This is a genomic window from Capnocytophaga sp. oral taxon 412 str. F0487, from assembly GCF_000271925.1.
GTDB lineage: Bacteria > Bacteroidota > Bacteroidia > Flavobacteriales > Flavobacteriaceae > Capnocytophaga > Capnocytophaga ochracea.
Map to the genome: position 1 here is coordinate 1 of NZ_AJZR01000062.1, position 26,806 is coordinate 26,806.

The window sequence follows — 26,806 nt, forward strand, 5'->3', positions numbered from 1 at the left end:
TTGTTGGCAAAGTTTACAATGTACACATCGGCTTGTTCGGGTTTTGCGTTGCCTTTAGTAGGTACGTAAGGCTTACGAGTGTCGCCTTTTACTACCTCAATCGAGCCAATTTTTAAGGGAGCTTTGGTAACAATACCTTCTACTTCACGCATTTGCATAGCGGTAGCGAGAGCGGTTTCTTGGGCTTCCTCCGCCGAAATATGGGTTTGCCCTGTGAGAGCTACCCAACCTAAAAGTCCGTTGTCGGAAGCCTTCGTTTCAGTACTGGGTAATACTGAAATATCAGTGTCGGTTGCGAACGGGGCGTCTACCTCTTCGCGTTGGCAGGAAAGGAAGAGTCCTGCTACGATAAAAATAGATAAAAACTTTCTCATATAAGGTTTGTTTTTTTATTACGCGACAAAGATAATAAAAGAAATGGAAACTTCAAAACAAAGTAACAAAAACTATAGCAGGATTTTCTTTTATCTCCTAAAAACTGAGCGTTATCCCCGCTAAGTAATTCGCTTCGGCAGCGGGAATATACACCATTCCGTAACCGTTATCGCCGTAAGGAGTGTATTTGGTATTGAAAATGTTATTCCCCATTACTGAAAACAATACCGATTTGAAAGTGTTTTTAGGCTTCCACTCGTATTGCAAACTGAGGTTATTCACGAAATAAGCATCGAGTTTTGCTTCATCACGCTCGGTGTTATCTACATATTGTGCACCCACATATTTAGAAATCAAACCTATTTGAAACCCCTCAATAGGCATAAAAGTAATCGTATTACCGAGCACTACATCAGGAGAATACGAAATGCGAGTATCGCCCCAACTAATGGTGCGAGTCGCAACCTCAGCATCTTGACTCTTATAATCTCTGTTTAAATTTTTGCTAAAAGCTACGTTAGGCGACCACAACCAACGCTCTGAGAGTTGCACCATCGCATCGGCTTCAATTCCTGCACGATAGCTCTTACCCACATTCTCACGGATAGGATAACCGGTGCTATTGAGCTTACCTGAAAGCACTAATTGGTCTTCATAGCCCATATAATACCCATTGAGATTCAAACGTACTTTTGGGGTGGTGAGTCGCCAACCGAGTTCGATATCGTTGAGCTTCTCGGCTATCGGTTTTTTAGCATTAGGGTCGTCCTGTAGGGCTTCGTAATAGCTCTTGTAATCGGAGCGGTTAGGCTCTTTGGTAGCACGAGCATAAGAGAGGTAAAGGTCGTTATGTGCATTCAAGAAGAAGGTAATACCCGCCTTAGGGTTAAAACTGTTAAGGCTTTCATCTATTTTGTATTTATTTGCCTTATACCCTACGTGACGGAATTGTACATCGGCAAACAGGCTCCATTTAGGGGCAAATTGCCAAGTGAGTTTGCCATAACCCGCTGCTTCTTCTTTGGTGTTGAGTCCTTCGTAACTATAACGATTGCCATACACAAAAGGCGCTTTTTCTGCCCATAACAAGTCTTTGTAGTGAGCACCTTCATAACGATTGAGCAATCCTCCAAATAGCAGTTGCACACCATCTTTCTGATAGTTCGCCGAAAAAGTAGTACCCCAGAAATCATTGTCTAATCCTTGTTGGTGAATGATGTATGCTTTTTGTTCCTTGCCAGCCCCGTCGAGTACTTTGGGCAAGCCTACCTTAGAATATTTTTTCTTCTCATAGTTTTCCCAATAACCTTTGCCTTTGGTGTAGTGGAAGGAAAGTTGCGTATGCCACGCCGTATTCCACTGTTGCGTCCAATGCAGTTGAGCGTGGTCTTGCTGATAGTTATCAGTTTCGTTTTCATAGAAACGTTTGTTACCAGCGGTATCTTTGTATTCACCCGCAGGATTATAACGGCGATTGCTCTGTAAAGTCTCTTTATCTACTCCCAGATAAGTGAGATAGACACTTTGTTTGCCACCAAATACTAATCCTTTGATGAGCGTACCCCCGTGGCTATAAGCGCCTTGTAAGAAGTAAGATTTAAGGTCGGAGGAAGCGCGGTCGCGGTAACCATCACTCTTGATAACAGAAAAGCGTCCGCTGAGCTCAAAACGGTCGTTGAGTTTTCCGGTGGAAAGTTTAAGGCTGTGTTTGTGAGTATTATAACTGCCGTAGAAGTTAGCGAGCTCTCCTGATGACTGCTCTTGTACAGCATCGGTGAGAACGTTTAGGCTTGCGCCAAAAGCTCCTGCTCCATTAGAAGAAGTACCTACCCCGCGTTGCAACTGTATGCTCTCAGCTGAGGAAGCAAAGTCGGAGAGATTGTACCAAAATACCCCTTGTGATTCGGAGTCGTTGAGCGGTACGCCGTTGATAGTAACATTAGTACGGTACAAGTCGCTCCCACGTACAAACATATTGCTACTACCGAAGCCCGAACCATCTTCGGAATAGCTCACCACATTAGGCAACTGACCTAACAACAAAGGCAACTGCTGACCGAAGTTCTTAGTCTTGATTTCCTCCTTAGAGAGGTTAGAAAAGGTTACGGGAAGTTTTTTGGTAGCCCTCACGGACGATACTAATACTTCGTCTAACTGAATAGGCTTAGGTGAAGGGACGATAGAGTCAGGCTCTATTGCCTGTTGTGCCATTGCCGATGTAGTAAAGCAAATAGCAGTGTACAAAAGTACATTTTTCATTGTAAAATAAATATTTACAAATAAAAGAGGCTATTATTTGGTGTGTTAATAAAATAAAAAAGCCTGTTTATGCTACCCAAAAGCAAAAACAAGCTCCAATTGCTTAGTTTCATTCCTTCAACGGGATTATCCGTTCAAGTTCAATGGGTATAATCTCAGCCTGTTACAGCACCCCTTATGAGACGGCGCAAAAGTACAAATAAATACCAAAACCACAAATAATACGCTAATTATTTCTTCTGAAAGCCTTTTATGAAAGCTGTAATAATAAAAGTTAGCAAAGCAGGTAAAAACCATTCTAAACCGTAATGGCTCAAAGGTAATAGGTCTTTAATTTCATAAAGCTTATCAAAGGGTAGTCCTAACGTTTGACAGCTATCAATAGTGGAAATAATAGCAGTGACCAATACGCTTAAAATATAGGGTAATTTGCTATTTACAAAGCGATCGAAGAATAAAACGGTTATAATGAGAGTAGAGACTATCGGATATATAAATAGCAGAATATAAATCGCATAATTGATAATATTATCCACCGTATTAATTGATAATACTAATGAAATGAGCGTACAGGCTATAGCACCTACTTTGTAAGGGATACGTTGGTGAGTTACTTCTTCAAAGAACAAGCCCACTGCCGATGTAAGAGCAATAGCGGTAGTAAGACAAGCAAAACCAATAGCTAAGGCAATAGTAATAGTGCCCCATTTCCCTAAAACAGAATGAGAAATGTGTAACAAAAGTTCAGTGCGTTGTACGCTATCAGTTAAAGGGTAATCGGTAGTGGCGCCTAAGTAGATAAGCCCTCCATAAATAAACAACAAACAAAGCGTAGAAAGCATTCCAGCCGCAAAAGTAACAGAAACACGCTCATTGCGTGAGGTATATCCACTATCTATTACTGCTGCAATAACAATACCTGCAAAGATAACCGAAGCCAGTAAATCCATTGTTTGGTAGCCTTCTATGAACCCTAACGAAAAACTTTCGGTGGCGGTAAATGCCGTAGAGGTAATACTATCGGGGGGAAAGCATACGCCTAAAACAATAAGCAGTACTAAAACTATCAGCAGAAAAGGAGTGAGAAACCTTCCTATAATGCTTACAATCTTGGATTTCGATATAGATAATACAGTTACAACGACAAAGAATAAAACGATGAACCACACCTTAGGAAAAGCAGGTAATAAGGGCTGTATGCCTACTTCAAAAGTAGTAGCAGCGGTGCGTGGGATAGCTACCAAAGGACCTATGCATAAAATAACTAATAACGTAAGGATTTTAATGAGCCAAGGGTGCGTTTTCTTCCCTAAATCAGTGAAGTGAGTGCCCGTTTTAGCCACCATTAACACCCCTAAGAAAGGAGCTAAAATAGCGGTGATAAAAAAGCCTAACAACGCCATACCCCATTCCCCTTCCGTTCTTAAACCTATGAACGGAGGTAATATAAGATTACCCGCCCCAAAGAACATCGCAAATAAAGCGAAGCCTACGGTGGTAATAGTTTTCCATTTGCTTTTACGAATATGATGCATAGAGGTAGAGAATAACTTTGCAAAAATAGTAATTTTATACTACAAATGCAAATATTTATTTCGAAGTTCCTCAAAAAATACCTTCAACCTATGTTTTCCTACCTTCATTGGCGCTACCGAATCCATTGCCATTACGGTGAAAACGAATTCTATAGTGCCGTAAGCACTTTTAGGCAAGAGATATTTGCCTATTTTCAAAACGGACTTCCGTACCCAATCAGGCAAAAAACCGACCTTCACAGGCTTATGTAACACCTCGAAAGCCAAAGCAGCGATTTCATACTGGGTGAACACCTCAGCCCCTCCTACATTCACTTCCTTTTCGGAGCTCTCTAATTGCGCTACACACACCTCGGCTAAATCCTCGCCGTGAATAGGATTCATAGCGTATTGCCCTTTGCCAAAGAGACGCACTTTACCTTCTTTTGCCATTGAAAAGATGGTAGCTATATCGCTGTAAAAAGCCGATGGACGCACGATACAGTAGTCCATTCCACTGGTTTTAAGGGTATCTACAAAACGCTCTTTGGCAGCCCCAATGGCAATAGGACGTAGTGCTTCGCCGTTTAATACGGAAATATATATGAACTTACGTACCCCTGAGCGCAGTGCTTCGTCAAGCAAGTTCTTGTTAGCCGCATAATCTACTTGCTCGTAGGTGAGTTTGTCTTTCTGCCGAGTAATTCCGACAGTGGAAATCACTTGGGTAACCCCCTCGCACACACCGAGTAAAGTATTGGGTTTTGTTACCTCAGCCTCGACTACTTCTAATAGCGGGTGGGTAAGTAAGGCGGGTGCTATTTTCGACTTATTACGCACTATAATGCGGGTAGGGTATTCTTTTTTTAAGAGTTCAGCTAATATAAACTGACCTAAATAACCGGTCGCTCCGGCTAATAATATTTTTTCTGATGATTTCATACTGTTTTAATAAATTGATTTAAGACTTTCAACTTAGCTAATGTTTAAACTTTGGCTAAATTTGCGACGAAAAATAACTAATCGAACACAATTTTTCCTACGATTTTAGCGCCTTCGTACACGTTGAGCTCGTGAAGTTCGTCTAAGATATAAGCGGGGGCGTGGTCAAAGAGAAACCTCACTTGGCACAAAGCACTGTATTCACTTTCTTTCATAGGCTCTTCAAATTCAATAATAATGCTCCAATTTGGTTGAGGCAATTGCTCGATGTAAGTGGTGGCATAATAGACCTCACCGGTAGGAGGGTGTTGCCGTCCGCCTTCTTCTTTGGTAAAAAAATGAATGACACCTGATTTTGATTTCTTCATAGTCAGAATACAATTTGGTTTAACAAAAGTACTTCTTTATTTACTAACCGCCAAATAAAATAACAAATAACGAATGACGAATAACAGATAGATATATTTTAACTATACACTAAACGAATTTAGAGTGGGTCTTCAGTGGCTCTACAGTGGCTCTACAGTGGCTCTACAGTGGGTCTACAAGGGTCACTAATTATACATTTACCGAACACTAGCTGAATATCAACGATTTCTTACCTTTGAGAATTGGCTTTTTCGGTAGAATGAAGGTTTTACCTACTAAAAAACAATCGTCTCTCTTTTATGAGGATATACCCCACGAGTAGGGCGAATAAGCCTGTTTGTATCAGTTTGCTATCGGGATGGGTGGCGAAGATTTCGTTGGAAATATTGGCTACCAAATGGAACAATATGGCTATCAGCACGTTGCGCCTCGATTTGTAATACAGCCAGTTGATGATAAACACAAAGGCAAACAGACTTACGAAAAAGTTGGCTGTATAGAGCCACCCCTCAGCTTGTACATTGCTTTGGTAATAGTCTTTTACAAAGAACAAGGGTAAATGCCATAACCCCCAATACACGGTAAAGATGAGCGATGAGGTGAAAAGCGTCCACCTACTGCGCAAGGCATCAGTGCCGTAAGTATGCCAAGCCAATTCTTCGAGCACCGGCGCCAAACAGAGCACAAACCAAGCGTTGAAAGGCGCTGAACTGAAACTGGGTTGCCCTGAAATGTAAAACTGGTCGAGACTATGCCCTAAATCAAGCGAAAGTAGCTGTGCCACGACAATGGAAAGGGGTGGAAACAAGAGGGTAATCCAAAAATAGCGGTTAGTAAGCAAATTTTTGCCAATAAAACGCGTTTTGAGGTCGGATAATAGCTCCTTATTGCGTGTAAAGAGGTAGGTAGCCACGCCCATAGGAGATAACAAGCCTGCCAATTCAAAAAAACCTGTCCAAAAAGCATTAGGTGCTTTTGGCTGGTGACTCCAATAAGCCACCACAAACCACAATACCCAAGGAATCACAAGGGAAAGGGTGAAAAACAAAATAGGGTGATTATATTTTTTCATTTTATTTATATAAGAAATAAGAGGTAAAAGATAAGAAGTTAGAATTCTATTTTATAACTGATATTTGGTATGATAAGAGTAGCTTTGCTGAGCTCTATCTGTCCGGTTTGGTAATTGTAATTATGGTCGATATAGATAGGAGCTCCGAGTACATTCTTCATTTGGAAAGAGAACACACTACTGCTCTTGCGGTGGTTGATGCGGTAATTCACGGTAAGGTCGGCGTAGGTAAGGGTGCGGAATTGCTCGCTAAAAGCAAGACTTTCATCAAATATCACACGTTTAGCAGCTATCGACTGGCTTTCTAAAATGGGACTGTAACGCTCGCCTCCAGTTACACTCACACGCGCATTCACATCGAGCACCTTGCGGTTATTGGCAAAATAGAACTCTTTACCAAAGAGGGCATTCAGTACAAAACCTTTGTTATAGCGCGTATTACGCCACACATTATCTCCCGCTTTATATTCGGATTTGAAGATAGACCCCGTAATGAGATAGTAATAATTGTCACCCAAAAAGCGCTCCAAAGTAAGGTCGATACCATAATTGCGTCCTTTGGTATTATTCACGAGTGCTTTGTTGAGATACAACGCCCGTCGCAAATTGATAAGCGAGTAGCTGGTACCCTCTTCCCCTGGGATATTCCACAGATATTGATAATAGGCTTCGGCTTTGAAACGCAATTTATCGGTAAGCATCCAGTCGTAACCTAACACAAAATGATGTGCATCGCTCAGCTTCAAATCCTTATTCACAGCTACACCCCCTACTTCTATCATATACACATTCAAATCTTCGGGTTGAGAGTGTTTGCCATAGCCGAAACTCAAACTGTGTTTATCGGAAAGTTTCCAAGCCAATCCCGCTCTGCTTTCAAGAGAAAGTTCTTTACTCAAACCAAAGTAGTGAGCGCGCAATCCTACATTTGCTAAAAGGGCAGGCGATAGCTGGTATTTCAGTTGGGCATAGCTTTCGGTAAGATGCGTATTGCCTGCCGAATTGACAATACACGCATAAGTGGAAGGTACATAATCCTGTGCAGCACTGAGATTATACTTGTAGAAAAGTTGTTTGCTGGTGAGTCCCACCTTCAAAGTAGCCAAAGGAGAAAACTTATGAGTGAGCGAGGTCGCCAAAGTGAGTGTTCCGTTTTGTTTTTTAAGTCGGCTATCGGGGGTGAACACAGAAGCATCATCGGAAAGGTAATCGGTGCTAATACGGTCGTCAGTACCCGAAAAAGCGACGTGTGATTCTACAAAACTGCGCTCACCAGCGGTGATTTGGTGGCGCAAGCCCACAGTACCCACGTAAGTATCCCAATTGTTATTCACGCGGTCGATATCGGTTTTCCAGTCGGTTGGGGAGCTCAAAGCATCTTTATGGGTGTTGTCAATCCCTCCAATGCCCCAAAGAGAGAATGTACCTGCTTTTTCGGTAGGGAAATTCAATTTAAAAGAAAGGTCTTGGTACTTAATACGCTGACCTGTTTTATTGATTTTCAAATCGCTGAGTAATCCCAAAGTAGAATAGCGATAGTTGAAGAGATAAGAAGAACCTTTGGCACGTGAAAGCGGACCTTCGGACGCAAAGTCGAGCCCCAAGACGCCCACTTGTGCCGTATGTTCATAGCGGGAAGTGTTACCAGTGCGCATTTTCACATCAAAAACAGCAGCGAGCGCATTGCCATACTCGGCAGGAAAAGCCCCTGTAAGAAAATCGGAATTGCCAATCACCTGATTGCTAAAAAGCGTCACCAATCCGCCCCCGATGACATTTCCACCAGAAAAATGCTGAGGTGAAGGAATTTCCACACCTTCCAATCGCCATTGCACGCCCTGCGGAGCATTACCGCGCACGACAATAGAGTTGTCCTGTAAATTACCCGTAGAGACCCCCGCAAAAGCAGAAGCTAAACGCGCCGGGTCACTAAGTCCGCCGGCATAGCGCTGTGTTTCCTCTACCGAAAAAGTGCGGGCACTCACGGTAGCCATTGCATTGAGGGCTTTCTCCTTGCGGATACCCGCTACTACTTCCACACCTTCAAGCTCAGTGGCGGCTTCTTTAAGAGCGATGCTGAGCACGACTTCTTTGGCTGAAGTAATGAGTACCTCAGGAATCACGCGGCTCTCATAGCCTATATAAGAGATTTCTAAACTCACCCTCCCTAAGGGAAGGTTAGTAATTGAAAAGTTTCCTGCCTCATCGGTAGTTGTACCGATAACAGGATTAGAGTTTTGCACCACTATGGTAGCCCCTATGAGGGGTTCGTGAGTGCTTTGGTCATAAATAGTACCCCTAAGTGTTTGGGTAATATCTTGTGCGTGTGCTACAAGCGGAAGCACTAAAAAAAGAACGATGTTCAAAAAGGTTTTCATTGCGTAATACGTTTAAAATTCTGGGGCAAAGGTATGGTGGAAAACAAGGTGCATCGCCCAAGCGTGAGGGAATGGACGTAATTGTAATGAACAATTGATAATTGACAATTGACAAATGGTAGTGAGGCAATGGGTTAGGGAAGTTTTGTTCGTGGGAAGAATTGTGCGGGGCGAATGGGAGGAGGTGTTGAAAAGAAGGGGTAGCGTGAGAGTTTGGACGTGCTAAACTATGTTTCTCGCACCTAATTCACAAATTCACTTGGTGTTTTACCTGTAATCTTCTTAAACACTTGGTTGAAAGAGGACTTAGAGTTAAAGCCCGCTTCATAGGCAAGCCCCAAAAGATTAAAATTCTTATCAATGTCTTTCTTCGCCAAAGTGATAAACTCTTCGACACGATAGCTGTTCACAAAGTCATAAAAATTCTTTTCTTCGTATTGATTGATAATTTGTGAAAGGTGGTTAGGAAGTACACCTAACATTTCAGCTAATTGAGCTAAGGAGAGTTTAGGTTCGAGATAAGGTTTTTCGGTAGTCATTAGTGTGAGCAGCTGTTGGTGTAAACTGGTTGCGTCCTCAGCTTTCAATCCAGATTTGCGGTATTCAGGAGTTTTGGAGAATGAAGAATCAATATTGTCTGACCTATGAGAATTGTCAGACAAGACTAAATTCTTTATAAAAGGCTTTTGTTTTTCAACACTAAAAATTCCCTGATGTCGTATGCCCCAGAAGCCAATAAGCCCTATAAGTAAGACAAAGAGTGCCAAAAAAATAAGTTCTATATTAACTCCTATCTCTATTTCTAAGAGAAACTGCACTATATATCCCACTATCATCACTGAGAAAATCAGCCCGAACCCGATGAGCAACAGTCGTAGCCATTGCAAACTAATACCTTCGTTATAGCCAAAATTGTCGCCTATTACCTGCTCATACTGATTGATTTTCTGATAAGCCAATACAATATACACCACACTCACGGTCACAAAAGCTACAAACGAAGTTGTAAATAACCATTGATAGGGGCTATGGTAATCGGCTTGGTCTATCATTGCTTTTTCAGTCGCCGAATAGCCAAAAAGAAAGGGAAACATCACAACGTAGGTGAGCAAAAAAGGTAAAAAGTGCAAGCTATCGTGCCAATGAAAATGTTGGTCTTCACGTGAACACACCAATACGTACAAATATACAAAAGGAGCAAACAAAAGCGGAAAAGGGTGCGTCGCTCCTACTAAATGAGGATATTTCTCCCAATAGCCCAAATAATGCAGGTAATAATTCAGCAGATAAATACCAATGCACACCAACCATATCGCCAATACCTTATCCGATAGGGCTTTAGGACGTTTGGTAAAGAGCAATACAGAGAGGAAAAAGCAAAGGAAAATGCCGATAGTAAAGAGCGTATTCATTATTATCTTTGTTGTTATTAAAGGCGCAAATATAAAGATAATACAAGAAAACGCCAATAACTTTACTACTTAATGATAAATAAATGAAAAAATATAACAAATATAGTGAATAAGGCACCTAAAATGAATAAAAAAACAAGAGCTAAATAAAAGTGTTTTTCTATTTAGTTCTCGTTCTATAATGAGATTATAATGTGGAGTCGGAGAGAATCGAACTCTCGTCCAAATAAGTCATCAAAAAGCTTTCTACATACTTAGTCCTCGTTTGATTTTCGTCGCAAAACTGACCGAGCACCGCCCATTTTGCGCTTAGCTTCCTTTGCTTAAGAACCGTTAGCAGAAGCGTACTGCAGGTTCAATGTTGACTTTTATGGTGTCTCTGTACGAAACGCCGTCAACAAGGGCTTTTCAGAGACATCTCGCTTCCCTACCTTGTAGGGACTTAGCCAGCAATCTTACTAAACTTCAGATTAGGCAGCAAGAGCGTAGTTATTCTCGCCATTTAAAATTTTGAAATAGAGATTATCGAGCATTCATTTCACAGCTCGGTATGCTTACTATTTAATGCCACTTACTGTCAAAACCGGTCGACCCCAAGTGTTCATTTCTGTAATTCGGTGCAAAGGTACAAAAAATAATCATACTCACAACAATTGCTCCTTTTTTTATTTCATAATCCCTCTTTATTCTCCTACCTTCCACTAGCATACGCCTACCAAAACAAAGAAAAAAAAGTGTATACAACGTTCTTTTTCTTTTATCAGCCTGTTTTGTTTATTATCTCGTATTTTAATTATCTTGAATTATTCTGTTATCACATCTCCTCGGTATCCTCTATCACTGTCTCGACCAATTCGGATACTTCTTTTATTTTGCCGCCGAAGTATTTTTTGTCTTGTACTATCTCCTTATAAATATCGTCTAAGTTGTGTGCAGGTGCCAGCACCCATAAAAGATATGGTCTAAACCGAGCGGAACCAAGCTTTCTAATAGAGGGCAGTATTGCCCCCAAATCTTTATGATTAAACCAGCAGTCGGTTCTTAACGCGAAATCTTGATTATACCTACCACAGGCAATCTTACTCTCCAGAAAATCGTTCATCGTAGGATACTTATCGCTTAAATATCTTGTACAGGCGATATGATATTCTACCTTTCTCGGCGAACTGTCCACTGCCGAAATAAAACAAATCCCATACCCTTCTTTCATCGCAACGGCTAATACATCGCCTTTTTGGAAATATGGCTCTTTCGGTTTTTTTATCGTCGGTTTGCGAAGTGGCTTCGGATTATCCGACGAGAGTTGTAATTTTAATTTCTCGAGAGCCTTCTGCCTTTGTCGTCGGGCTTGGGTATGAATCTCGTCCCACAATGCACTCGCTCCGCCTTCTATTATTTCCAATGCTTTCTGGCGGACTTCATCTTCCTTGTACCCGATTTTCCAGAGCGAGTAGGCGAACGCCGTCCAGTATATTTCCGTAAATAATTCGTCAATACAGAAATTGTCTTCCTCGTTCAACCAATCTTGTCTGATTTTTTCAATATCTTCACCGTCTTTGTAGCGTTCTGTGATATTGTTATAAATATCGTAACCGCTATCGCTATCGATAATCTTTACTCCGTCTATTGCCATTGTGTGCCTCCATTTTTTTAGTTGTTCGCTTTTTATATCTCCTTTATGGTTGATTTACTTTACTGTTTACTCAATAGTTGATACATATCATTTTTTGCCTTCTCAACAGAGGGTAAAAGGGTATATGAAGTTTCTTTAAGATAAGGAACAAACTTATTGAGCACATAGCTATCGATAGAAATACATACCAAAATACTCACCGTGAGCCCCATCGTGTATTACATAGTTATAGACATACCATTTAAGAATTTAGCCATAAAGTCACATATAACGTAATCCTTAAATTCTTCAACTCCCGTTCTACCATTCTGTCGATTTTTTTTCGTTTTTCATAAGAAATGTATGTAGTACGGTTATGCAAAGATACAACTAATTTGCTAATTCACTAATTAACAAATTTAGTTCTTTTTTAGCTCTCAGTGAAATCTCACGCAGAATTCTGATAGCAAAGCTATCTGTTAATTTGCTTCAATTTCCACTCCGTCAGATGATTTTCTATCTATTATTTTTTCCGGCAAAAATGCTATTTAATCACTTTCCCTTCAATAATTCAGATAGCACTCTTCTTCTATTGACATTCAATACACCAACGTATTCACTTCTCTTTACTTTCGATTTATTATCCTCAAAATCACTTCTTACTCCCCTCTCTTAACTCCTCATTCTTAACTATTTATATACCCTTTCTATACCAATCTTCCAAGATTCGTATAAGCTTCCTATAAGCTCTCTATAAGCTAAGCGTACCCTCCTAACAGCCTTTTCTCTTCAAAATTCCCTTTAACCCTCTTTTGATATTTTTCGTTTTCCTCCGATAACTCCGAGCCTTTCCAAGTTTCTCTACTCCCCCTCCGCTGGTGCTTTTCTTGTAGCCTGTACCTCATTTTCTAATTTCCAAATTCGCTAATTTTCCCTATGCCTGTGTGGTTCACACTGCGCGTCGTGCACAACTAATTTGTAGTGAGTCCGCCATCTACAGCAAGCACAGTGCCTGTAATCCACGAAGCATTGTCGCTGGCTAAGAATACACAAGCTTTGGCTATATCTTCAGGCGTGCCAATGTGTTGTAAAGGGTAAATTTCCTTTACCATAGTCTCAAAAGCGGCTTGTTTTTCGGGGGTAAGAGCTTGCAAATTGTGGTTGAATTGCGGGGTAGAAATACTTCCAGGGGCAATGGCATTTACGCGTACGCCCAACTGTCCTATTTCAAAAGCTAAAGACTTGGTAAAAGAGTTTAACGCTCCTTTAGTAGCCGAATAAACGGTAGTCGCGCGGTTAGGAAGCATTCGGTGGGCAAAATACGACGAGATATTAATAACATTCCCCTTGCTTTTCACCAGAGCAGGAAGCAGACCTTGGGTAAGGAAATAAGGCGCTTTTACATTGAGGTTGAAGTGGGCATCGTATAAGGTATAGTCCACTTGCTCAAAAGGTACGAACTTGCCCAAACCAGCGTTGTTTACTAAAATATCTACCGTAGATAGCAGTTGCTCAATGTCTTTCACTACCTCAGCTACTGTCTCTGTTTTTGATAAATCAGCAGAGAGGGTGTGTACTTGCACGCCAAACTCATTTAGTAGCGCTTGTTGGGCTTTTTGTAGTTTCTCAGGGTCTTTACCTATGAGCAATAGATTTGCACCCTCACGGGCAAAGGCTTTGGCTATTCCTAAACCAATACCATCACTTCCGCCGGTAATTACGGCATTCTTGTTATTTAAGTTTTTCATTTTAATATTTGTTTATTGATTTTACATTTTCTTCTTTTATACCATTTTACTAAGGAAACATAAAGTACTGCCTGAGGAAATGATATTGCGTAAGAAGTTAGAAACTTTAGTCCCCAATCATTCCAAAGATTAAACTTATCGCTTGTAATAAAGCTGTTTACCAAGCAAAGCGGTGTTGCTATAAAAAAGACAAATTGCAGAGTTTGTTTAAGTTCTGTATTCATTTGTTAATTATCTTCTTTGATTGTAGATTATTTACAAAATGCAAAGGTAAAGTATTTATTTGTATATTTGCAACTTATTTCGTAATTTATTTACAATCTATGGCAAAAGAAGTACAAAAAGAACTCTTGTTAGACTTTGATTTTCTGCGGAAATTGGTAGTGGGCATAGGGGAAGTATCACAAATCACTGGTATCCCTACCCGACAAATACGCTATTGGGAAGAGAAAGGAATTATCAGCAGTTTGACAGAAGAGGAAGGAAAAAACCGCCGATATGATTACCTTAATATCAAAAAAATACTCCTCATCAAAGAACTCCTTGATGAGGGGTACACGTTAGATGCTTCGGTAGAGAAAGTAAAGAAGCGTATGGCGATGATAGAGGAAACGCTCACCAAGATGAATCAATTAGTTAATAAGCAGGTGAGTTGATGAGAACAATAAGTAAACAAGAAGCTATTGCGCTGAGACTCTTGCATCAGCAGTTGCTTTCTCCTCGATATGAAAAAACTGAGGATATTGTAGCGTGGCAAGGAGCTATGCAGGCACAGGATTATAATTATTTCCGTTGGGCGATAGGTATACGGCAGAGTGTCCCGCAATTGGCTCAACTCCAAGAGGCTTTTGCTAAGGCTGAACTTTTACGTCTTCATCTTTTGCGCTGTACGGTGCAAGTGGTGAGCAAAACGGATATAGGCTGGTTACTTCTTTTATGCAAGGAACGCAACCTGAGTACTTTGCAATCTTGGCAAAAGAGTATCAGTACAGCGTTTGCCCAAAATTACTTTGAGGAGGTAACCCACGCTCTACGTGAATTGTTCGTTGGTGGTAAGTCATTGTCTAAAAAAGCTATTGCTAACAGACTCACAGCTTTGGGGCTTTTACCCAATGACAAACTGCTCAACCCCTTATTATTGCGTGCTGAGATTGAAGGACTTTTGTGTTCGGGGGTGATGCAAGGCAAGGAAGCTACTTGGGCTCTATTGTCGGAAAGAGTGCCCACAACAACTGTTATTACCCTTGATGAAGCTTCGAAACGACTGGCACAGAAGTATTTCAGGAGTCATTCGCCTGCCTCGTTAGAGGATTTCACGTGGTGGTCGGGATTGCCTAAAATGCAATGTAAAAAAGCTATTGAGGGGATTGCCTCTGAATTAGAAGAAGTTTTGGTAGAAAGTACTCCAATGTATCTGTATCGCAATAACTTTGAGGCTACTAATTACACAAAAACAATGCATTTACTTCCGCCGTACGATGAGTATCTGATAGGCTATAAAAGCCGTTGGGTAGCTCTCGACAAAAAGCACGAAGCAAAGGCACACAATAAGTTTGGTATATTCAAACCGGTTATTCTGCACGAAGGCAGAGTTGTAGGCAATTGGAAAGCGAGTATTGATAAACAAGCAACTAACCTAACTACCGACCTTTTTACTGAGAAAACCAAAGTAAGGAAGAGTAACTTGCAAGAGGCTACTGAGCAACTTGTAAGGTTTTGTAAAAAAGATAACTAATTTTCTACTTAAAAAATTTGCTCATTTGTTAATTATATATTACCTTTGCAGCATTAAAATATTAATAATATAATTATGAAAAAAGTACTTTTAATGGGAGTGTTAGCTTCCTTTATGCTAGCGAGCTGTGGTACAGCTAAATCACCAGAGATGAAACGCTTAGAAAATCAACAGCAAGCCTTAAAACTCAATTCTGAGCTCAACGAATTGCAAATGAAACTCACTCAAGAGCAAACCAATAATCAGTCGTTGCAAACTGAGGCTACACAAGCTAATGAAGAAGCTACCAATCGTACGGATGCTTTTAGTGATGCCAACTCGGCTTCGGCAAGTGCTAAAAAAGCGAACAAAGCTCAAAAGGCATTGCGCAAAGCTAGTAAGGCTAACAAGAATTTAGCCAAAAGTAATCGCCGTATTGAGAAGTTGCAAAAAGACATCACTAAATTGCAAGAAAAGATAACTAAACTAAATGCTGAAGTAGAATTTAGCAAATAGATGCAAGTTAGATGTTTTATTAAAAAATCCTTGTATGGTATATACCACACAAGGATTTTTATTTATTGCTTGTCGTGCTACGACCTAATTATTACTTACTTCAAAGGTTACTTCTATATTCCCACGAGTAGAGTTAGAATACGGACAAACTTGGTCGGCTTTTGCTACAAGTTCCTTAGCTTGTTCAAGCGACACATTAGGTATATTCACTTGTAAGGTTACGCCGAAAATAAAACCGCCGTTGTTCAGCTTTCCAATAGATACGTGTGCTGTTACAGCGGTCTCACCAGTGGTTATTTTAGTTTGTCTAATAACCAAATTCAGTGCGCTGTCGAAACAAGCAGCATAGCCAGCGGCAAAAATCTGCTCAGGATTGGTATAATCGTCGTTAGCTCCGCCTAAGGCTTTAGGAGAACGTATTTCTAGGCTTAATACGCCATTGTCAGAAGTTACTTTTCTGTTGCGACCACCTGTTGCGGTGGCCACTGCTGTGTACATTGCTGTCATCTGTCTTTTTTATTTATGATTAATAATTTGTTTACTAATGTCCTAAGTGTTTCGAGCTATTCCTCACTTAGGGGTATTCTTCACACGGGGAGTTTTTTTATTGCTTATCGTGCTACGATTCGTGCTACGACCTAATTACCATATTGTAGTATCATCTCTACAAAAGCAGGATCTCGGCGAGAAGAGAAGAGCGGTTGCTTGGTATCAAGAGCTTGAATTTTTTCCATATCCTCTTGGGATAGTTGGAAGTCAAATACATTGAAGTTCTGTTCCATACGCTCTTTACGCACCGACTTAGGAATACAAATAATATCGCGTTGCAAGAGATAGCGCAAGGCTACTTGGGCAGCACTTTTGTGATACTTTTCACCAATGGCATTGAGCGTAGGATTGGCAAAGAAATCGTTTCTACCTTCAGCAAAAGGTCCCCACGACATTAGCTTGGTATCGTATTTCTTCATTAGCTCTTGGAGGTCTTGCTGTTGGTAGAATACGTGTGTTTCCATTTGGTTTACAGCGGGTTTTATCTCAACGTGGTATGCCAAATCGAGGTATCTATCGGCATAGAAGTTGCTCACCCCAATAGCGCGCACTTTGCCTTCTTTGTAGGCTTCTTCCATAGCGCGATAAGAGCCGTAATAATCGCCAAAAGGTTGGTGAACGAGTAGCAAATCAATATAATCGGTTTGGAGTTTGCGCAAAGAGGTTTCGATAGAGGCTTTAGCTTTTTCATAGCCTGCATTGCTTATCCACACTTTGGTAACGATAAAGAACTTTTTACGGTCGATACCACTTTTCTTAATAGCATTGCCTACGCCCTCTTCATTTTTGTAGATTTGGGCAGTGTCAATCATTCGGTAGCCTACCGAAATAGCATCGCTTACGCAACGCTCACATTCTTTTGGGTCTACTTGGAATACTCCATAACCCAATAGGGGCATTTGTACCCCGTTGTTTAATTGAATATTTTTCATTGCAATTCTTATTTTGTTAATTGAGTATATTCTTTTTCACTTACAGGTTCTTTCCATTCGGTTTTAGCTTTTTGCACATCCATTATAGCCAAATGAGCAAACCAACTTTGAGCGGTAGCTCCGTGCCAGTGTTTTACCCCTGCAGGCACTACTACCACATCGCCTTTTTGCAGCAGTTGGGCAGGCTTGCCCCACTCTTGATACCAACCTGTCCCTTCGGTAGCCAAGAGTATTTGTTCGGCACTATGCACGTGCCAATCGTTACGACAAGAGGGCTCAAAAGTAACATTAGCAACCAATATGTTGTTTTTCTTATCGGGGGCAACCAATACATTCAAATAGCTTTTACCAGAAAAGTGCTTGCTATTTTCGGGGGAATTAGGCTCGCCAAGGGCAAAGATATATCCTGCACTGCCTTTGCTAAGGTCGGCAGCTATTTCACTAGCATAGACTTCCTTAGCAGCAAGGAAAGCACTCCACGCCTTAGGCCAGCCTGCATAAAAGGCAATATGGGTAATCATCTCGGCTATTTCGTCTTTGCTGATGCCGTTTTTCTTGCCCTCGGTAAGGTGCGACTTAATAGTAAAATCAGGCGCTCCACTCCCTATTAGGGTAGCGATGGTTACCATACTGCGATCACGAGGAGAAAGTTCCCCTTCACGACTCCACACTTGCCCAAAAAGAACATCATCATTGAGTTCAGCGAATTTAGGTGCAAAATCGCCGAGGCGGTCTCGTCCAGCAGTTTGTTTTTTAGCTTCTTTTTTCATTGTATTTTGTTGTTTTACTTGGGCACTCATCGCTACTGTTAAGAGTACCATTGCAAAGATAATAATTTTTTTCATACAATTTTAATTTGCTAATTTCTTACTTTCTAACCATTTGTAGATATGTTCAAAAACTTCTTGGTTATTGAGGTCTTGAAACATAAAGTGGGTGTTGCCAGTGATGCCTGCCTTAGGCAAATCGATAACTTTGCAGTCACCTCCGTTGGCATTGATCACTTCGGCAAATTTGTAAGCCAATTCGCGTACACCACTCCAGAAGTTTTGAGCGGGTAGCTCGGCAGTCTTATCGAAATCAGGAATATTGTCACCAAAATAGATAACGATAGGTCGCTTAGTGAGGGTGAGAAACTGTTCTTTAGGTACACCAAAACCTCCTACAGGGAAAGAAGTATTTTCTTTGGTAATCGTAGGAACTTCACCTTCGGGGAATGGGAAAGTGCCTGGCTCAATGGCTACAACAGCTGTTACTTTTGGGGTTTGCATCGCAACATTCCAACCGATAATGCCACCTTGTGAGTGCGTGATAAAGATACCGTCACCTCCTTTCTCGAAAGTAGCGACTAAAGCCTCCGTTACTTTTGGAATATCAAACTCACCTATGTTAGGAGTCATTTGTTGGAAAAACTGATGTAGCGTTTCTTCTCCTTGGGGGAATTTAGAATTGCTGAAAAGTTTAGGATAATATCCCATACGGAATTGGGTAAACCACGCTTGGTCTAAAGTAGGGGTGGTTACTGTAGCTTCTACTGAGGGTTGCCCTGCTGCCCCACGGCGAGGTTGGTCGATAAGGTAAGTAGCATAGCCTTTGCGGAGGAACATAGGGGCAAACCCTTCGCGCCCATCGGGGGTGTTCATCCAGCCCACACGCGACTGACCGAAACCATGCAGGAAGTACACGCGGTGATGGTTGTAAGGCTGAGGTACTTGGTAGAAGATATTGGCATAATCGGCGTGAAGCGTTTGTCCGGCGGGGTTGTACTGACCTTTAATGGGGTCGAAAGTGCCATCGGTTCTCAGCACAGTACCTCCTGCGGTGAAAAAACCTTGTTCTTTAATAGCAAGCACAGCGCTTTCACTTTCATTTTGAGAAGCTGTCTTGCATTCTTGGTTGCAGTTGCAGCCTACTAAGGCAATCGCTGTGGCGAGGGTTATAAAAATTCTTTTCATTTTGCTATTGTTTAGAATATTGATTAAAAAATGTAATGATTTTAGGAATGATAACTGATAGATAGGCTTCTTTGTCGTACATATCGAAATGTCGAGCCTTAGGAACTACAAAAAATTCCTTACTATTAGTAGCGGCATTGTTATACATCAATTCTGCTCCTTGACGAGTGAAAGCGTTTTCGCCTGCTATTACCAAGAAAGGTGTATGTAGTTTTTTTACTTCTTCGGCAGGAAAGAATTTGCGCCAAGAAAGCTCAGACCAAGACGCAAATGGCAACCAATTAGGAGCAGCTCCTCGTTTGCTGTTGTAGTAATACTCAGCTCCTTCAGAACCTTCTTCGATGAGATTTACACGTGTAACAATACCTTTTTCTTCATACAGTTTCTTTTCGGATAGCAGTTGTGCTTCACTCTTACCATTAGGAGCGACAAAGTGGATCATTTCAAAAGGATTGACTACTGCAATAGCTTTCAATGGAGACGATTTAGCCAAAGTAACAGCGTAAGGTAAATACACTCCTGAACCACAGATGCCTACAGCAAAGATTTTGTTTTTATCCACATTGGGGTATTTCGTTATAAAAGCTACTGCGCTATTGATGTCGGTAGCTTTTATAGTAGGGTCTTCATAAGCGCGAGGTTGTCCTTCACTAGAACCAAAATAAGAATAATCATACACCATTGTAACAAACCCTTTTTCAGCTAAAAGTTGTGCGTAAAGACTGGCGGTTTGTTCTTTGGTACTTCCCATAGGTCCTTGTACTACTACCGCAGGTAGATGGTCGCTTTTCTTCATTTTTATAGGGGTATAAATCACTCCTGCTAATTGAAAACCAGAAGTCTGGTTTTTGAATACTACGGGAGTAATGTTTACCATTTCGGTAGGAGGTTGAGCTATAACCTCATTTTCTTGTGCCAATGCCCCTATGCTTACCAAAGATAAACATATCGGAGTTAAAACACTTTTAAAAGAATTATTCTTTTTCATAATTGTATTTTTTTGATGACAGATATACAAATACTTTTAATTATTTCAGTTTTTCGGAGAGTTTTTGTGCTTGTGATTGATTGTTAGCCATTCCTTCATAGCTAAAACCATACATTTCACAAAAACGTTTTATAGTGTATTCTCCGTCATTAATCATAAACTCGGAAGGACTTGAACCTTGATATAAAAAAAAGAGTTTACGAGGAGCAAACGAATTTGGGGCAATAGTCCCGTAAAAACGCTCTAACAAGGTGCGTACGATGCTACTTATATTGTGCCAATATACAGGAGACCCAAGCACAATGATATCGGCATTTCTAATTTTCGTCAATACTTCATCGAATTGGTCGCCCGAGAGAGTCTGTCCGTAATGATTGACTCTATACTCCACTAGATTAAGTGTTTCGTATGTTTTTCCTCTGAGTAATGTTTGTGCTAACTGAGCCGTATTGCCGTTAGGGTTTGGGCTTCCGTTGATAAAAAGAATCTTTTGGGTATTCTTCTTGTTGTTCATTTCTTTGTCTTTGTTTTGGCAACTTGCCGTTCCTATTAAAGTAAAAAAAGCAAGTGCAAGTGTTAATAATTTGCTTTTATTCATCTTTTTTCGTCAGTATTCTTGACGACTGATTAATTATTTATTACAAATTCTTTTTAAAAAACTCTGTGAGTTTCTTTACTGCTTGGGTTACATAGGGTTCTTTCCAATAGGTTTGGATATGGGTAGCTCCTTCAAGCAGATAGAGTTCTTTAGGTTGTGCATTGACGGCTTTAGCAAAGGCATCTTCGGTCATATCACGAGTGTCGGCTTTACTACCGGCAAGCATTAAGAGCGGTTGGTTGATAAGCTCTATTTGGTCGGTAGCATCAAAGCGCATCAAGTCCAGAAGACTGCTTTGGGTGTAACGGAAGGTGCTGTTTGGGTGGGCGTGGGTTTCGAGATAATATTCATAACCTTCGCGATAGAGTTCAAAAGGCATTTTAGCAACCTCTTCTTTGCTCATTTTAGGCATATTGCCCACATAACGCACTTCACCACCACGAGCTTCTTCTTCGCGGGCTTCAGAAGCCTCTTTAAGTCGTTGTTGGATAGTAGCTACTTGCGAGTTTTTAAAACCATTACGGCGCACCAATCCTGTGTTGAACATACTCAATGTTGCTACAGCTTTAAATCGCTTATCTGTTTTTGCTGCATTGAGTGTATATCCTCCTCCGCCACAGATACCGAGTATCCCGATACGATTGGCATCTACCCCTGCATAGGTGCTAATAAAATCGGCAGCAGCGTGAAGGTCGGCAGTACGGCTGGAAGGAGTATCTACATTACGAGGGGTACCTCCACTTGCTCCTTGATAAGCAGCATCGGGAACTATCACAATATAACCTTGCTTTGCCAAAAGCTCGGCATACAAACCTGCGACTTGTTCTTTTACGCCACCGTTAGGGTGGGCTACCACTATAGCAGGATATTTTTTAGTTTTGTCATATCCCGCAGGTGTATAGACATTAGCTGCAATGCTAATACCATCATTGCGGGTGTATTGTACGGGGTGCATTTGTTGTGCTGATAGGTTCATAATAGTCGTAAGAGTTAAAAGGTTTATTGTCTTTTTCATTTCTATATGTTTTTATTATTTGTTCATTAACTAATTACAAGGCAAAGATACAGCGGATTTGCCAAAGGATTGTTATACAAAAGTCGGTAGTTTTTACAAATTTTTCTAAGTTCTTATTTTATGTATTGTTGCCAGAACGCTACAGCCAAATCTAACCAACCTTCAGCATCGGTGCCATTGCCTAAACCAAATCCGTGCGAAGCAGTTTGGTAGCGATGAAAGGCTACGGGTACACCTACACGTTTGAGGTTCTCGGCGCGATGTTGCATACCATCAGCAGAGGCAATGCCATCATTAGAAGCTACTGCGAGAAAAGTAGGTGGAAAATCTTTGCTGTAAAGACTTTGTCCTGTATAGATAATCACAGCAGTAGCAGGTTGGGGTAAGTGGGCGTTAGTAAATTTCTTAACTCCATAGTAGGCAATATTGCCCACCATACGTGCGCCTGCCGAGCCTCCCCAAAGAGAATAATCTTCTGTTGAGACGCCTAACGTTTTAGAATTTTGCAGTACATAAGCGATAGCTTGGGCTAAATCTTCGGTGGCGTACTGCTCACTGCCAATGCGGTAGCGTATCACAAAGGCATTGTAACCCAGTTCGCTAATGCGTTTAGCCAGAGGAAAGCCTTCGTGCAAAGAACCTATGTATGAGAAACCACCTCCAGGGCATATTATAGCAAACGGAGCCCCTTGTTTGCCACGAAAAAAGAAGAGTCCTGTGTTTTGCTTGCGAGGATCTTGTTTTTTCTCATTGTCAGTATAAATGTTATAGAAGATAGTTTGCCCTTTATCCACTTCATCAATAAGATGGTTTACAGCGTTGAGTACTACATTGGGGTGCACATTGCTGTGGTAGGGCATAGTATGGGCTATTTGTGAAAGCGGTAGGGTGTAGTAGTTGCTATTCTCATCAAAGGGCAAAAGCAGTTCGCCATAGCCTGTAAAGGCTTTATGATAGATGAGGTCTTGTACGGTATGCGCAACTGTAAGGTGTTCGCTTGTAGTTGTCGAAGCTTGAGGATTGTTAGGCATAAGGTCTTTATTTTGAGCACAGCTTGTAAAGCTAAGAGTTAAGAGAATTAGTGGTGATATGAGATTTTTCATAAGGCTTATTTTTTATAGTTTCTCCAAATTTTTTAAGTATTTTAGGGGTGCAAGCACTCCAGAATTCCCAATCGTGTCCACCTTCACGTAAGATATAATCGTGAGGGTAATTTGCAGCAGTGAGTTGCTGATGGAGGCGTTGGTTTTCACGCGTAAAGAAGTCACGTGTGCCCAATTCAAGGGTGACAGGAGGCAATTCGTTTTGTGGATATTGCTGTATCACCTCATAAATATTGCGTACACCATAGCCTTCGATAACAGCACTCATTGCATAGATATAGCTAAACATATCACGATGGGTAATGCCATAATATAGGGCTCCATAGCCTCCCATCGAGAAGCCTCCTATCATTCGGCTTTGGCGTTCCCCTTTGATATGAAAACGTTTTTCTACTTGTGGAAGAAACTCTTGAAAAAAGTAGCTTTCGTAGCGAATAGAGCGTCCTGCTACATTGTCTAAATACATCCACGTATTGCCATCGGGGGTGATGATAACTGCTTCGGGCATAATGCCATCGGCAATAGCCTTATCGGCTTGTTCTTGGAGTTTATCGTACACAAACCAATCGTTTTGGTTGCCACCATAGCCGTGCAATAGGTATAGTACAGGGTATGTTTTCTCATTGCTGTAACCAGCTGGTAGATAAACCGTGTAATACATATCTCTGCCTACTATTTTGCTTTTTATTACTTGGTCGTGTAGCACAGTGCTTCCATTACTGTTAGTTTGTATAGGTTCGGGGGTATTGGTAACAGTGGGGTTACCTTCTGTTTTAGAGCAAGAAAAAAGTGTAATACTCATCAAGATAAGGATAGGCAAATTCATATTCTTTTAATTTTTATTGTTTGACGGTGCAAAGGTACGGCGGTATTTTGAACAGATTGTTACACAAAAGTCGGTAGTTTTTACAAATTTTTCTATCTTTGTCGCATTATGAGTATGAGTAACGAAAATATCATTATTGAAGACAGCCTTCACCGCTTAGGTAGTGAGGAGTTGCGACATTGTATAGCCCACGTGCTATGCGAGGCGGGTAGTTATGTTTTTAAGTATAACGGAGAAAATTTTGCGCTTGAAGCTGGACAAACGATGATTATTCCTTATCAGCAGTTTATAGAGGCCGTTGTGCCCTCGCCCTACTTGCAAGCTACTTGTATCTACCTAACCCCTGAATATGCCGAATACTGTACTCCGCGTAGCAATTACGGCATACGAGGGGCGTTGGCACTATTTGCTAATCCTATTATGCCCCTCACCGAAAAGCAGTTTGCCCAATTGCAATACGATTTCGAGCAAATAAAACGCCGACTGACCGATACCACTCACGCTTTTCAAGAGGAAGTGCTACACAGTGCGGTGCAAATGCTTATTTTAGATTATTTTGATATTCATACCTCGCTGTTTGGGAAGCAGAAAATAACCTTTCAGGACAACGATCTTATGGTGCGTTTTATGGCATTGTTAGAACAAGAAGAGTATGTGCAACATCGCGAAGTGGGCTATTATGCCGATAAGCTCTTTGTCTCGCCTAAGCATCTATCGGAAGTATGCAAACAGGTGAGTGGTCGCAATGCCCTCTTTTGGATTAACCGATTTACTACCATACATATACGAAAACTGTTGCAACAAAAAACACACTCTATCACCGAGCTCACCGACCTTTTTGGTTTTTCTTCTACCGCCTATTTTTCTCGCTTTGTACAACAACATTTAGGGGTAAGTCCGAGTGAATTTTATCAGTAATAATAAAACTCCCCGCGATACGAGCCACATAGGCTGTTTGCATCACGGGGAGTTTATTTATTATGTATCGTGCTACGACTCCTCAATTTTAAGGTAGTCTTTAGCTTTTGTATCAGCTACATCAGTAAGTCGCATTTTACCATCAGTGGCATCTAATTTTAACTGGTGATAATTTGACACCGTTTCATTTTCCCTCTTTTTTGAGTAATCCCCAAAGGTGTGCATTTTGAGTTCTTTAAATCTTATTTCACTAATTGTTCTATCTGTTTTTGCAGTGTAGCTCGCTCGTTAGCCGATTTAGAAAGAGCAATCGCTTTTTGGTAGTGAGCAATTGCTTTTTGGTTATTGATATCAGTATACAAATATCCTAATAACTCGTGGTAGTAACGATTGTCTTGTAGTCCTAATTTTTCAGCTTCTACAATAGCTTTTTCTTTGCCGTACACCTTGCCGTAAGCAAAAGTCCTGTTTAAGGCTATTACAGAAGAATATTCAATGATAATGAGTTGGTTATATAGGCGGAGAATATACTCCCACTTATTTTCATCGGTAGGGGTAGTATGCCAATAGGCAATACCAGCTTCTAAGTGATATTTAGAGATTTGAGAGTCTTCGCAGGCTTTTACTAAGTAATAGTTGCCTCTGTGTATGAGTTCTTTGTCCCATTTGCTTTTATCTTGTTGTTCATAAAGGGTGTTTTCACCTGTGGTATTGATACGAGCTTCAAGTCTGGAACTTTGGAAACACATCAGCGATAAAAGAGCATTCACTTGTGGTGTATCAGTTTGAGGGTGCTCGGCAAGTAAGAGCGTAAGACGTAAGGCTTCTTTGCAGAACTCCTTTCGTATAAACTGATTGTTAGTTTCGGAAAAATAGCCTTCATTGAAAAATAAGTACAAACAGCGCAGTACAGTTTCTAATCGGGCTTGTATATCGGCTGGGCTTACGGTTTTGATTTGAAAATGATGCTCTCTGAGTTTGCTTTTAGCTCTAAGAAGTCGTTTTTTTATAGTTTCGGTATGGGTGAGTAGGGCATTGGCAATCTCTTCTACTGTAAAACCACAGAGTATTTGCAAAGCCAAACTTATTTGAGACTCTACAGAAATAGAAGGATCGCAGATATTGAAGAGCATTTCTAACTGACTGTCGTTTATTTCAGAGGTTTCAAAGGTAAGTTCTTCGCTTTTTTCAGTAGGTGTAAGTGCCTTTTTTACTTTATCTTCAAATATAGCTACGTGTTTTTCATAGTCTTTAGCTTTGTTTTTGGCGACGGTGTAAAGCCACGCAGTAGGGTTGGGAGGTAAGGGCTCTGTTTCCCACAATTCATAGGCTTTTAAGAAAGTATCACTCGCAATATCTTCAGCAATCTCCAAATGAGAAAAGCCAAAATGGCGACATAAGACTGCCACCATTTTAGCGTATTCTTTTCGAAACAAATCGGATAAAAGTTGTGAGTGAGGCATTTTAATCTCTTTTTAGCACTTCACGCACTTCAATACTGCCACCTACTTGTTCAAAAATAGGGTTGGCTTTAGCCATTTCCACTGCTTCATCAATGTTTTCAGCTTTTACTACCACATAGCCACTGATAAACTCTTTAATTTCGGTAAAAGGTCCATCGGTTACAACCTTATCGGCTTTGATAGTTTTGGCACTGCCAGCGATAGGCAAAAGGGTATTGCCTTTGTCGGCTAATTTGTTTTGTGAAGCGATACCTGCAAGCCAGTTCATACGTTCTTGCATTTGCTCGGGAGTAGGTTTGAAATCAGCGATGTTGTTCAAACGAAAAATTAATACAAAATCTTTCATACATTTTTAAATTTAATATTATACCCCTATAACGATTGAATTTCCTCTATGGGGACAAAGATAGTAATAATTAGCAAATTCGGAAAACTCTCCGTGGTGCGAGCCACACAGGCTGTTTGTATACGGGATTTCATTTTCTCATTTTCTAATTCTCTAATTCCCTAATTCTCTAATTTCCTAATTTCCTAATTTGCTAATTTTC

At 40.8% G+C, this 26,806-nt stretch carries 25 protein-coding genes, 1 other RNA gene, 1 pseudogene and 1 riboswitch; of the genes and pseudogenes, 4 read left to right on the top strand and 23 right to left on the bottom strand.

Features of this window, described 5'->3' with window-relative positions; translation table 11 throughout:
• The 12 genes and pseudogenes from HMPREF1321_RS10910 to HMPREF1321_RS10960 form a co-directional block, all read right to left on the bottom strand.
• Positions 1-374, bottom strand: a pseudogene (locus HMPREF1321_RS10910) (pyrogenic exotoxin B); the annotation flags it as partial.
• A 97-nt stretch (positions 375-471) separates the two neighbouring features.
• Positions 472-2,634 (bottom strand): TonB-dependent receptor, encoded by a 2,163-nt coding sequence (locus HMPREF1321_RS10915; protein WP_009422658.1) that lies wholly within the window; start codon positions 2,632-2,634, stop codon positions 472-474.
• Positions 2,635-2,729: 95 nt separating this feature from the next.
• Positions 2,730-2,820, bottom strand: a riboswitch (TPP riboswitch).
• Between the two features lie 44 nt (positions 2,821-2,864).
• Positions 2,865-4,169 carry a branched-chain amino acid transport system II carrier protein gene (gene brnQ, locus HMPREF1321_RS10920; protein WP_009422669.1) on the bottom strand — a complete coding sequence of 435 codons (1,305 nt, stop codon included), beginning with the start codon at positions 4,167-4,169 and terminating at the stop codon, positions 2,865-2,867.
• Positions 4,170-4,208: 39 nt separating this feature from the next.
• Positions 4,209-5,090 (bottom strand): SDR family oxidoreductase, encoded by an 882-nt coding sequence (locus HMPREF1321_RS10925; protein WP_009422651.1) that lies wholly within the window; start codon positions 5,088-5,090, stop codon positions 4,209-4,211.
• 77 nt (positions 5,091-5,167) lie between these two features.
• Complete coding sequence (locus HMPREF1321_RS10930) at positions 5,168-5,458, bottom strand: hypothetical protein (RefSeq protein WP_009422648.1); 291 nt, start codon at positions 5,456-5,458, stop codon at positions 5,168-5,170.
• Positions 5,459-5,727: 269 nt separating this feature from the next.
• The gene (locus HMPREF1321_RS10935) at positions 5,728-6,531 is read right to left on the bottom strand and encodes a CPBP family intramembrane glutamic endopeptidase (RefSeq protein ID WP_009422650.1); all 804 of its coding nucleotides are present in this window, start codon (positions 6,529-6,531) and stop codon (positions 5,728-5,730) included.
• A gap of 38 nt (positions 6,532-6,569) precedes the next feature.
• Positions 6,570-8,909 (bottom strand): TonB-dependent receptor, encoded by a 2,340-nt coding sequence (locus HMPREF1321_RS10940; protein WP_009422682.1) that lies wholly within the window; start codon positions 8,907-8,909, stop codon positions 6,570-6,572.
• Positions 8,910-9,151: 242 nt separating this feature from the next.
• Positions 9,152-10,321, bottom strand: a complete 1,170-nt coding sequence (locus HMPREF1321_RS10945) for a helix-turn-helix domain-containing protein (RefSeq protein WP_009422666.1) — start codon at positions 10,319-10,321, stop codon at positions 9,152-9,154.
• Between the two features lie 192 nt (positions 10,322-10,513).
• Positions 10,514-10,916, bottom strand: a transfer-messenger RNA (tmRNA) gene (gene ssrA, locus HMPREF1321_RS11790).
• 219 nt (positions 10,917-11,135) lie between these two features.
• Positions 11,136-11,954 (bottom strand): hypothetical protein, encoded by an 819-nt coding sequence (locus HMPREF1321_RS10950; RefSeq protein ID WP_009422671.1) that lies wholly within the window; start codon positions 11,952-11,954, stop codon positions 11,136-11,138.
• A 950-nt stretch (positions 11,955-12,904) separates the two neighbouring features.
• Positions 12,905-13,681 carry an SDR family NAD(P)-dependent oxidoreductase gene (locus HMPREF1321_RS10955; RefSeq protein ID WP_009422689.1) on the bottom strand — a complete coding sequence of 259 codons (777 nt, stop codon included), beginning with the start codon at positions 13,679-13,681 and terminating at the stop codon, positions 12,905-12,907.
• Positions 13,678-13,905, bottom strand: a complete 228-nt coding sequence (locus HMPREF1321_RS10960; protein WP_034576084.1) for a hypothetical protein — start codon at positions 13,903-13,905, stop codon at positions 13,678-13,680. The genes HMPREF1321_RS10955 and HMPREF1321_RS10960 overlap by 4 nt, the downstream gene beginning before the upstream one ends.
• A 99-nt stretch (positions 13,906-14,004) precedes the next feature.
• Between HMPREF1321_RS10960 and HMPREF1321_RS10965 the strand changes: the two genes are divergently transcribed.
• From HMPREF1321_RS10965 to HMPREF1321_RS10975, 3 genes are all read left to right on the top strand, one after another.
• Complete coding sequence (locus HMPREF1321_RS10965; RefSeq protein ID WP_009422686.1) at positions 14,005-14,337, top strand: MerR family transcriptional regulator; 333 nt, start codon at positions 14,005-14,007, stop codon at positions 14,335-14,337.
• Positions 14,337-15,416, top strand: a complete 1,080-nt coding sequence (locus HMPREF1321_RS10970; protein ID WP_009422652.1) for a winged helix DNA-binding domain-containing protein — start codon at positions 14,337-14,339, stop codon at positions 15,414-15,416. Before HMPREF1321_RS10965 ends, HMPREF1321_RS10970 begins: the two co-directional genes overlap by 1 nt.
• 75 nt (positions 15,417-15,491) lie before the next feature.
• Positions 15,492-15,911, top strand: a complete 420-nt coding sequence (locus HMPREF1321_RS10975; RefSeq protein WP_009422672.1) for a hypothetical protein — start codon at positions 15,492-15,494, stop codon at positions 15,909-15,911.
• Between the two features lie 84 nt (positions 15,912-15,995).
• Here the strand turns inward: HMPREF1321_RS10975 and HMPREF1321_RS10980 are convergent, their stop codons facing one another.
• From HMPREF1321_RS10980 to HMPREF1321_RS11270, 9 genes are all read right to left on the bottom strand, one after another.
• A complete protein-coding gene (locus tag HMPREF1321_RS10980) occupies positions 15,996-16,418 on the bottom strand; it encodes an organic hydroperoxide resistance protein (protein ID WP_009417696.1) in 423 nt (140 codons plus the stop codon).
• 131 nt (positions 16,419-16,549) lie between these two features.
• Positions 16,550-17,392 carry an aldo/keto reductase gene (locus HMPREF1321_RS10985; RefSeq protein WP_009422685.1) on the bottom strand — a complete coding sequence of 281 codons (843 nt, stop codon included), beginning with the start codon at positions 17,390-17,392 and terminating at the stop codon, positions 16,550-16,552.
• A gap of 8 nt (positions 17,393-17,400) precedes the next feature.
• The gene (locus HMPREF1321_RS10990; protein WP_009422641.1) at positions 17,401-18,237 is read right to left on the bottom strand and encodes a carboxymuconolactone decarboxylase family protein; all 837 of its coding nucleotides are present in this window, start codon (positions 18,235-18,237) and stop codon (positions 17,401-17,403) included.
• Positions 18,238-18,243: 6 nt separating this feature from the next.
• Entirely contained in the window at positions 18,244-19,347 is a 1,104-nt protein-coding gene (locus HMPREF1321_RS10995; RefSeq protein ID WP_009422662.1) for an alpha/beta hydrolase, read from the bottom strand.
• 4 nt (positions 19,348-19,351) lie between these two features.
• Positions 19,352-20,335 carry an alpha/beta hydrolase gene (locus HMPREF1321_RS11000; protein ID WP_009422646.1) on the bottom strand — a complete coding sequence of 328 codons (984 nt, stop codon included), beginning with the start codon at positions 20,333-20,335 and terminating at the stop codon, positions 19,352-19,354.
• Positions 20,336-20,375: 40 nt separating this feature from the next.
• A complete protein-coding gene (locus tag HMPREF1321_RS11005; RefSeq protein WP_009422687.1) occupies positions 20,376-20,933 on the bottom strand; it encodes a flavodoxin family protein in 558 nt (185 codons plus the stop codon).
• A gap of 40 nt (positions 20,934-20,973) precedes the next feature.
• The gene (locus HMPREF1321_RS11010) at positions 20,974-21,948 is read right to left on the bottom strand and encodes an alpha/beta hydrolase (protein WP_009422683.1); all 975 of its coding nucleotides are present in this window, start codon (positions 21,946-21,948) and stop codon (positions 20,974-20,976) included.
• Between the two features lie 113 nt (positions 21,949-22,061).
• Positions 22,062-23,051 carry an alpha/beta hydrolase gene (locus HMPREF1321_RS11015; protein WP_009422681.1) on the bottom strand — a complete coding sequence of 330 codons (990 nt, stop codon included), beginning with the start codon at positions 23,049-23,051 and terminating at the stop codon, positions 22,062-22,064.
• A complete protein-coding gene (locus HMPREF1321_RS11270; RefSeq protein WP_009422660.1) occupies positions 23,011-23,877 on the bottom strand; it encodes an alpha/beta hydrolase in 867 nt (288 codons plus the stop codon). Before HMPREF1321_RS11270 ends, HMPREF1321_RS11015 begins: the two co-directional genes overlap by 41 nt.
• Positions 23,878-23,991: 114 nt before the next feature.
• Between HMPREF1321_RS11270 and HMPREF1321_RS11025 the strand changes: the two genes are divergently transcribed.
• The gene (locus tag HMPREF1321_RS11025) at positions 23,992-24,795 is read left to right on the top strand and encodes an AraC family transcriptional regulator (RefSeq protein WP_232205459.1); all 804 of its coding nucleotides are present in this window, start codon (positions 23,992-23,994) and stop codon (positions 24,793-24,795) included.
• 242 nt (positions 24,796-25,037) lie between these two features.
• On the opposite strand, the gene HMPREF1321_RS11030 is transcribed toward HMPREF1321_RS11025, so the two are convergent.
• Positions 25,038-26,258 (bottom strand): RNA polymerase sigma factor, encoded by a 1,221-nt coding sequence (locus HMPREF1321_RS11030; protein ID WP_009422659.1) that lies wholly within the window; start codon positions 26,256-26,258, stop codon positions 25,038-25,040.
• Position 26,259: 1 nt separating this feature from the next.
• Positions 26,260-26,604 (bottom strand): YciI family protein, encoded by a 345-nt coding sequence (locus HMPREF1321_RS11035; RefSeq protein WP_002666814.1) that lies wholly within the window; start codon positions 26,602-26,604, stop codon positions 26,260-26,262.
• Positions 26,605-26,806: the final 202 nt, after the last annotated feature.